Below are 675 nucleotides of genomic sequence, written 5' to 3'. Positions count from 1 at the left end.
CGGTGGTCGATGACGTTCTGGAGGGCGGCGCCTGGACGATCCTCTCCGAAGCCTGTGTGGTGCAGACGCCGGAGGAACTCGCGGTGCTGATCGCGCGGCTGGGCGCGTGCGGGGCGCGCGGCCACGCGAGCCGGGTCTTCTGGAAGGGCCTGCGCAGCCACTTCGCCGGGCACGCCGTGCACCTGGTGCGCAGCATGCGTCGCGGCGGCAGCGAACTGCTGGCCCCCGACGCGCTGCGGGACTACGCCCAGCGGGCCACGGCCGGCGACGTCGTGGAGCTGGCCTGCGCCCTGGAGGCGGCGGGGCATCGCGAGGACGCGCGCTCCCTGCTGGCCCAGGCGGGCAGCGGCAGCCGCGCCCAATTCCTGAGCCTGCTGGCGTACCTGGCCAGCCGGGACAGGCGGCTCGCGGAGCTGCTCGTACGGGACGTGGCGCTGGGCGCGCCGGTCCCGGAGCGGGTCAGGCTGGCGGTGGCGCTCGCGGCCTCCTCCGCCGAGACCGCCGCGTACGAGCAGTGCCTGCTGGACGCGCTGCGCCAGGGGGACGCCGGGGAGCTGGCCGAGTTCACCCGGCTGCGCAAGGCGGCCCGCAAGAAGCGGAAGAAGGCCCTGGACCAGGTGGCCAGGGACGGTCTGCGGCGCGAGCGCAGGCAGCGGCAGCGGGAGTTCGTCCGCA

General features: G+C 75.7%; 1 protein-coding gene. It reads left to right on the top strand.

Translation table 11 applies throughout. The features are described from left to right. The coding region (locus KUM32_RS40865) for a hypothetical protein (RefSeq protein ID WP_217146725.1) at window positions 1-675 on the top strand (675 nt) is incomplete at both ends.

It is taken from the genome of Streptomyces sp. AC627_RSS907 (genome assembly GCF_019049165.1).
This window is presented reverse-complemented; position numbering and strand designations above follow the sequence as displayed.